Raw genomic sequence first — 7,906 nt, 5'->3', positions numbered from 1 at the left:
AGTGAAACGATGCATCGCCGATGGTAGTGTGGGGTTTCCCCATGTGAGAGTAGGTCATCGTCAAGATTGAATTCCAAAACCCCTGTCTGCTAGCGCAGACAGGGGTTTTGTCGTTTGGGGCTATAAGTCGGCACAATTTTTAGTTTCCTCACACATGCCTACCGCTGGTCAGTTTCCTGCTTAAAAATCAGAAACGTCTCACAATTTTCTAAGCTTTACCGCGGCTTGGCCGAAAGCCTGACGAGCCATGCGTGCACCGAAATAGAGCGGCCCGAGAAGCTGCCTATACCGTTACATGGAATGTTCCGCTCGGCACGCTCACCCCCCTTTGGCAAAAGAAGTCGATGAAATGAATCTCAAGTTCAGTCATAAAATTCTGTTGGCCGCGTCAGGCGTCGTGGTTCTGGCCTTCGCGTTATTCACCCTCTACAACGACTACCTGCAGCGCAGCACGATCAAGCAGAACCTGGAGTCGTCCATCCAGCAATCCGGTGAACTCACTGCCAGCAGTGTGCAGAACTGGCTTAGTGGCCGAATATTGGTACTCGAAAGCCTTACGCAAAACGTTGCTCACCAAGGCAGTGGTGCCGACCTTCCTGGCCTGGTTGATCAGCCGGCGTTCACTGATAACTTCCAGTTCACCTATGTTGGCCAAACCAACGGCGTGTTTACCCAACGTCCTGACGCAAAAATGCCCGACGGCTACGACCCCCGTCAGCGCCCTTGGTACAAACAAGCCGTAGCAGCAGATAAACCCATGCTTACGCCACCCTATATGGCAGCGGTGGGTGGGCAGATCGTGACCATTGCCATGCCGGTGAAAAAGAACGGCGAGTTGCTCGGTGTGGTCGGCGGTGACCTGAGTCTGCAGACCCTGGTGAAGATCATCAACTCGGTGGATTTTGGTGGCATTGGTCATGCGTTTCTGGTCAGTGGTGACGGGCAAGTCATCGTCAGTCCCGATCAGGACCAGGTGATGAAAAACCTCAAGGACATCTACCCCGGCACCCAAGTGCGCATTGAGAAGGTCAGTCAGGACGTCGTTCTCAATGGCCAGGACCGAATCTTGTCATTCACCCCTATCAGCGGCTTGCCAGGCGCGGATTGGTATATCGGCCTGTCGATTGATAAAGACAAAGCCTACGCACCACTGGGCAAATTCCGGACATCTGCGTTGATTGCCATGTTGATCGCCGTGGTTGCGATTGCCGTGCTCCTGAGCTTGCTGATTCAAGTCTTGCTGCGACCCCTGACCACTATGGGCGTGGCGATGCAGGATATCGCCCAGGGTGAGGGTGACCTGACCCGTCGTCTGGCGGTCACCAGCAAGGACGAATTTGGCGAGGTCGGCAGTGCGTTCAATCAGTTCGTAGAGCGCATCCATGCTTCGATTTCGGAAGTGTCCTCGGCTACCCGCCAGGTGCATGACTTGTCCCAGCGTGTGATGGCCTCGTCCAATGCCTCAATCGTCGGTTCCGACGAGCAAAGCGCGCGCACTAACAGCGTCGCCGCAGCGATCAATGAACTGGGTGCCGCCACCCAGGAAATCGCGCGCAACGCCGCCGATGCGTCACAACACGCCAGTGGTGCCAGCGAGCAGGCCGACGATGGCCGCAAAGTGGTCGAGCAGACCATCCTTGCCATGTCTGAGTTGTCGCAAAAGATCAGCTTGTCCTGCACCCAGATCGAGACCCTGAACGCCAGCACCGACAACATCGGTCACATCCTTGATGTGATCAAAGGCATCTCCCAGCAAACCAATTTGCTGGCGCTTAACGCTGCCATCGAGGCCGCCCGTGCAGGTGAGGCCGGGCGAGGCTTTGCAGTGGTCGCCGACGAGGTGCGTAACCTGGCTCACCGCACCCAGGAGTCGGCCGAGGAGATCCACAAAATGATCACTTCGCTGCAAGTAGGCTCGCGCGAAGCGGTCACCACCATGAACGCCAGCCAGGCCTCCAGCGAAGAAAGCGTAGAAGTCGCGAACCAGGCTGGTGAGCGCCTGGTAAGTGTGACGCAGCGGATCGTTGAGATCGACGGCATGAACCAGTCTGTCGCCGCAGCTACTGAAGAACAGACGGCCGTGGTGGAAACCCTCAATGTGGACATCAATCAGATCAACTTGCTGAACCAGCAGGGCGTGGCGAATCTCAATGAAACCCTGAAGGATTGCGATGCCCTGTCGCAGCAGGCCAATCGTTTGAAGCAATTGGTCGATAGCTTCAAGATATGACCCGCTGATTCAACGGCGGGGGCGCATCGAGTCGCTCCTGCCGTTTAGCTGAGCATTCGACGGACATTGTCCAGGGCGCTGCTGGCAAAGCCTTGCACAAACTGTTCGAACCCCTCGTTCGCCTCCTCTGTGGGCTCTGCAATAATTGTCCACATCACCTTGGCGCGCTCCGCTTCAATTGCTTCCACTTGGATCGCCGCCCATAGTCTGGCCACACCCAGGGTGTTGTAGATCGTGGTCCAGGTCATGTGCATAGCCTGCTCGTCCCGGCTATTGAGTTGCTCCACTACACAATTGCCATCGCGGAAGAATTTTGTCCGCAAGGCGCCCACGCCTGAGCCCATCATTTCGATATGGCTCAAGTCCGGAATGAACATATCGAAGCCGGCAAATCGTCCCACCATGTCCCACAGGCGAGAGGCGGAGCAGTTGACCACAACGGACGCCACTATCGGCAGGCCACTCGGGTTGCGGATTAATGTATCGGGTTGCAGCAGTTTCATGAGGTTGTCCTGGGGTATTCAAAGAAAGCCGATGGCCTTGAGGTAACTGCAGCCTTTGCTCAACAGTGCCGTGTCCTTTGCGGGGTAGTGTTCACCCATCTGCTGGACACCTATTCGCGCGTTGTCATAACGAATCATTGAAGTGTCCCCGATGTCTTCGTCGAGGCGGTCGAGGTAAAAACCGAGCACGCCAAACAGTGCGTTGTCCTGGCTTACCGTTCGCAGCGCCTGCTGCCATTGCGCTATGCCCACTCGCTTGAAGCGATGGCCCGCCCGACTGAACGCATCCAGGTAGTGCGCCCAGCTCAACGGTTGTGGGTTATGCAGGTTGAACACACTCCGGCTGGCGTGAAAGCGGGTGCAGTGGAATGCAATGAAGCGAGCCAGAAAGTCCACCGGCATCAGGTCGAAGTTCAGCGCCAGCCGGGGCAGCAGGCCCAGTTGCAGTGACCCCTTGAGCATCAGCATCAGGCGATTTTTTTGCGGCTGGCATGCACCGTTTCGGCTGTTGAAGCTGATATTGCCGGGACGATGGATATTCACCCAGGCACCGCGCGCCACCGCATGCCCCAACTGTCGCTCCGCAACCCATTTGGACAGGTTGTAGCCATTCTTGATGTACAGCGGCAGCGTGGTAGAGGCGGGTGCTTCGAGGACATAGCCCTGCGAGTCGACACTGCTTGAGGCCGACAGTGTCGAGACAAAGTTGAAGACTTTCTTGCGGTGGGTTTCACACAAGCGCAGGCATTCGCGTATGGGGTCAACGTTGTCCCGCGTCAGTGACGCATAGTCCATCACGTGATTGACCCGCGCCGCGTTATGGACCAGCACGCCGAAGTCTCTGGCGAGAGACTCATGCACAGCGTCAGCCAGGCCCAATCGAGGTTGGCTGATATCGGCCGCATATACCTTCACTCGGCTCAGGTCCACATGCTCCAGGCGGTATTCATGTAACGCCTGGATGAGTCGTGACATTGGCGACCGCCCCGGTTCCTCACGTACCAGGCACGCCACCTCGGCTGCACCAGCGGCCAGTAATGCTTCGACGATATGGACACCCACAAAACTGTTGGCTCCGGTCACGATCACTTTGTGCGGATCACCTGCACGGTCCTCGGGCAACGTGTCGAGCACCCACTCCGATTGAGCATCACGGGCGGCCCGGCCGGATCCTGCATCGGGTCGTTCACCGTTCTCCACCAGCGTTGCGAGCGTACGAATCGTCGGCACTTCAATAAAGTGACTCAACACAAAGCTACGGCCGAATTGCTCGCGAACACGCAGCAGCAAGGTCGATAGCAAAATCGAATGCCCGCCGAGATCAAAGAAGCTCTGGTCAATAGACAGATTACCTGCGGGCACTGCCAGCAGCTCGCTCCACAAGCGGGACAACCGAACGTGAAGCGGACTTTTCGCGGCACTGCCGTCTGCTTGCAACGCAGACCGAATCGGCAGTGCCAGCAATGCCGGCCGGTCGACTTTCCCATTGACGGAGCACGGCAGGTGGGGCAACACCTCCCAGAAGCCCGGCTGCATGTAGTCTGGCAGCCATTGTCGTGCATGGTGCTTCAGGGCGGCCACGCTCGCGTCTGGTTCAGGCTGGGCGATGTAGCTGCGGATCCTGCTGTCCCGGTCGATTACTACCGCCACCTGGCGATACAGCCGACTATTGCGCAGGCATTGTTCAATCTCCTGCGGCTCGACCCGAAACCCGCGGATTTTCACTTGGTCATCACGCCGTCCACCCAGCACGATCCCGTCGGCGGTCCATCGTGCCAGGTCGCCACTGCGGTAGGCCCGCAGTGGCTGACTCCCTGGTACCGCCAGTTCCACGAAAGGACTGGCAGACGGTTGCGACGTGCCCACATACCCCAAGCTGACTCCGGGGCCGACGATGTACACCTCACCCATCACCTCTTCATCCACCGGTTGCAGAGTGTCATCGAGGATCAGCACCTGGCTGTTGGCGATGGGGTAGCCGAGGTTGCGGTTGCAGTCACCGGGGAGCAGTGTCCGATGGGTGGCCAGCACCGTGGTCTCCGTGGGCCCGTACAGGTTGTGAAACCGGCACTGCCCTGCCAGGCGTTCGATGACATGGGGTTCGCACACATCGCCGCCGGTCAGCAGGTGCGTCAGGCCCAATGGTTGATCAAGCGGCAGGATGCTCAACAGCGCAGGCGGCAAAAAGGCATGGGTGACGCGTTGCTGGTGGAGCAGATCCAACAGTTGCTCAGGGGCGTGCCGTTGCTCGGCGCTGGGGACGATCAACTCGGCACCCGCTATCAGGGCGGGGAAAATATCGATCAGCGATGAGTCGAAGCTCAATGGTGAGAACTGCAAGACACGGCTCTGGTCATCCACGTTCATACAGGACCTGAACCAGGCCGTGAAATGCGCCAGGTTTGCCTGGCTGAGCAGCACGCCCTTGGGTTGGCCTGTGGTGCCAGACGTAAAGAGCGTCATGCAGGGCGCATCGGGGTGGGGGCGAGCTGGCATCAGCGCAAGCGTGAGGTCGACATGCCTGAGGTCGAGACGGGTGACATCCAGTGCAGTGAAGTGCGCTCGCAAAGGATGTTGACCGGCGTCCAGCAACACATGCGCCCCTGCGGTCTCGAGCATGACTTGATGGCGTTGTGGCGGGTGGTCCGGGCCCAGCGGTAGATACACCGCTCCACAGCCGAGCACCGCAAGGATACTCGCGTACAACTCGATGGATTTTTCCAGGCACACGCCAACCACGGGGGGCGCCTGCGTATTGCCCAGCATGGGGTGTAACTGTTGCTGGATCGTGAGGGCCTGGACGTGCAGCTCGCGGTAGGTCACTACACTACCGGCGATCCTCAGCGCCGGTCGATCAGCGGACCTATGGAGGCTGGCCTGCACGCGTTCAATCAAGGGCACCTGAGCTTCGCGCAGTACAGCGAGGTCTTCGGTGCGGTTGAATCGATGGACAAACGCCAGCGCGTCAAGCGCATCCAAACCCTGCTCTGGCCAGTCATTGGCAACCGCACTCACGGAGAAATATCCAGGGTCCCGTGAGAAACGACTGACGTGCAGCGCGACCCATTCCACCAATGCGTGGCTCACTTGCTGGCGTAACCGTTGCCCGTTGCCCGTTGGTTCGTCGGCGATGTCCAGGACTCCCGACAAGCTCCGGCTGGCTCCATAGGCGCGCAACTGCAGCGCGGGCAGTCCGCAGTCGGGTACCGGGCCAACGCCCAGGCGCAGGCTCAACGCTGGGGTTGGGTCTGTCGGGTCCCGCAGCGGCTGACGTCCGTCGTCTATCCACAGGTCGACGCCTTCATCGCTCGAGACATGCCCATGCTGTTCCAGCTCCCGTCTGATGGCGTCCAAGGCACTGCTGGCACCGGAAAATCCGATTGTCAGGCGCTTCATGTCGCGCCCCCGGGCATCGGCAAATAGTCTTTCAACGCGTGCACCACGCTCGGTGTCTGCAGCAAACCGCTGTGTTGCAGGAAGTCAAGGATATTGCTCAACAACGGGTGCCGGCGGGTGATGGGGAAGGTGAGCGCGGCGATTTCATTGCGCAACGCGTTGCGCAGGCTGGCGTCGATGTCGAGGTGTTCGATCAAGTGAAGGTCAAAGTCTTTTTGCAGATCGTTCGTCAGGTACTGAGCCAGGAACGTCGGCAGTACCTTGGCAATACTGTCGCGATCGTCCGCGTTCGCGGCTTGCCAATACATGCGTACGAGTCGCGTCCAGAAGTGCGCGTGGCGGCCTTCATCAAACAGGTGGTCGGCCATCAAGCCACGGATGGAGGCTTTGACACTGCTGTCCTTGGAGAATGCTGCTACATCATGGGTCACCGTGTTTTCGGCGATGGCCACGGCAATCAGTTCTACTGCATCGTGCAGATGGGCTGGCGCCTGGGCTTGTGCTGTCGGCAGTGCGCGGGTCAATTCGATTTGCCTGGGTAGCTCCAACGGCTGTATGCCGGTCAGGGCCACGGTTTGCTGCAGGAAATCCAGTGCGACCAGCGCGTGGTAGTCCTCGTCCACGACGACTGTCATTGCATCAACGCGGCACGCCAGCGGGAAGGGGATCGAGAAGCGGTTCTTGGCGATGCTGCGCGCAGTCTTGTCGACGATCTCCGTCTCGAATATCACCACGTCGTTGATGAACTTGTAGAAGCTCTGCACCAGCACGAAATCGCGCCATTGCGGGCAGTGTTCAAGAAAAGTCGCACTGAGCACCAACGGTTGGCGGCACAGTGGGTAGATCAGCTTGTCATCGTTTTCCAGCAAACGGCGAGGGCGTGTACGGATGGTTGCACGGCGCTCCCAGTCGTCGGCGATGGATGGGTAGTCGCCGGTGTTCATGGGCGCACCTCTTGCAACGAGCCCTGAACCTCATCCCAGAACGCGATGCGGTTTTCCATGGCGGTAAGGGCTGCGTCATGGGCCTGTTGCGCGTGCGCCGGGTCTGCGCTGGCGAGCCGTTCGAGCAACCGCTCGGCGGCCGGCCCATGCTCCTGGGCGTCCATCTCAATGTGACGCTTGAGGTAGGCGCACAAGGTAGGCGCCTGGTGGTGGAGGCGTTGATCGGATTGCAGGATGCGCTCGAACATTATCGGGATGACATGCTCGCGTCCGTACAGGAATGTTGCAGCCACACAATGGGTGGGAGCGCTCAGCGCAAGGTTCAAGGTGTCGCTGACAAAGCGCGCCACGCCAGGAAGAACCTCGACTTCCTGTAAGGCAGCATGTGCTTCCAGGCCTTGGCGTTGCAGCGTAATAAAGCGGTTGATAGACGTGGTGCTGGCGCCCACTTCGGCCATGGCCTCCAGATAGAGTTCGAAGTGGCTGCAATAGCCTTGCGCGGGATGTTCGTCCGACTCCTCGCCCAATACGATCTCATTGATCAGACGTGCGGCCAGCGGGTCTGTCGGTGGCAGCCAGGGCAGGCGTGTACAGGTCAGATCCTGTTGCAGGCGTTTGGCGAGGGTCATGAAGTCCCAGACTGCAAATACATGGCTCTCCATGAAAAGTTGTAACTTCCGTAAGGAAGTTATTTCTGAAAATAACGAATGACTGCATAACTGCAGTTTTGCTGTTTCAAGTAACGGTTGATGCATGGTTGATGCCTATAAGTTGTCGCGTCTGCTGTGTAAACAGCGATGAGTTCTTTATGGTTGGCAGGGGGAAGTCGTTGT

Annotated in this window: 5 protein-coding genes; 1 reads left to right on the top strand and 4 read right to left on the bottom strand. The window is 58.5% G+C overall.

The annotated features are described in order from the left end of the window. Positions 1–349 precede the first annotated feature (349 nt). Complete coding sequence (locus BM110_RS14025) at positions 350–2,230, top strand: methyl-accepting chemotaxis protein (protein ID WP_071489588.1); 1,881 nt, start codon at positions 350–352, stop codon at positions 2,228–2,230. A 44-nt stretch (positions 2,231–2,274) separates the two neighbouring features. Here BM110_RS14025 and BM110_RS14020 read toward each other — a convergent pair whose 3' ends face one another. The 4 genes from BM110_RS14020 to BM110_RS14005 are packed head-to-tail and all read right to left on the bottom strand — an operon-like array spanning position 2,275 to position 7,828. After that, positions 2,275–2,733, bottom strand: a complete 459-nt coding sequence (locus BM110_RS14020) for an SRPBCC family protein (RefSeq protein WP_092248780.1) — start codon at positions 2,731–2,733, stop codon at positions 2,275–2,277. Between the two features lie 18 nt (positions 2,734–2,751). Next, the gene (locus BM110_RS14015; protein WP_093513611.1) at positions 2,752–6,129 is read right to left on the bottom strand and encodes an amino acid adenylation domain-containing protein; all 3,378 of its coding nucleotides are present in this window, start codon (positions 6,127–6,129) and stop codon (positions 2,752–2,754) included. Then, the gene (locus BM110_RS14010) at positions 6,126–7,073 is read right to left on the bottom strand and encodes a diiron oxygenase (RefSeq protein WP_092248774.1); all 948 of its coding nucleotides are present in this window, start codon (positions 7,071–7,073) and stop codon (positions 6,126–6,128) included. The genes BM110_RS14015 and BM110_RS14010 overlap by 4 nt, the downstream gene beginning before the upstream one ends. Next, positions 7,070–7,828, bottom strand: a complete 759-nt coding sequence (locus BM110_RS14005; protein ID WP_092248771.1) for a DUF3050 domain-containing protein — start codon at positions 7,826–7,828, stop codon at positions 7,070–7,072. Before BM110_RS14005 ends, BM110_RS14010 begins: the two co-directional genes overlap by 4 nt. Positions 7,829–7,906: the final 78 nt, after the last annotated feature.

The organism is Pseudomonas sp. NFPP28, from assembly GCF_900115535.1.
GTDB classification, from domain to species: Bacteria; Pseudomonadota; Gammaproteobacteria; order Pseudomonadales; family Pseudomonadaceae; genus Aquipseudomonas; species Aquipseudomonas extremorientalis.
The sequence above is the reverse complement of the archived record's forward strand: the minus strand, read 5'-3'. Positions and strand labels throughout refer to the sequence as shown.

What these genes read in the sequence shown, in the direction of transcription:
- BM110_RS14025 (WP_071489588.1), top strand. Translation starts at nt 350, where the DNA reads ATGAATCTCAAGTTCAGTCATAAAATTCTGTTGGCCGCGTCAGGCGTC.
- BM110_RS14020 (WP_092248780.1), bottom strand. Translation starts at nt 2,733, where the DNA reads ATGAAACTGCTGCAACCCGATACATTAATCCGCAACCCGAGTGGCCTG.
- BM110_RS14015 (WP_093513611.1), bottom strand. Translation starts at nt 6,129, where the DNA reads ATGAAGCGCCTGACAATCGGATTTTCCGGTGCCAGCAGTGCCTTGGAC.
- BM110_RS14010 (WP_092248774.1), bottom strand. Translation starts at nt 7,073, where the DNA reads ATGAACACCGGCGACTACCCATCCATCGCCGACGACTGGGAGCGCCGT.
- BM110_RS14005 (WP_092248771.1), bottom strand. Translation starts at nt 7,828, where the DNA reads ATGCATCAACCGTTACTTGAAACAGCAAAACTGCAGTTATGCAGTCAT.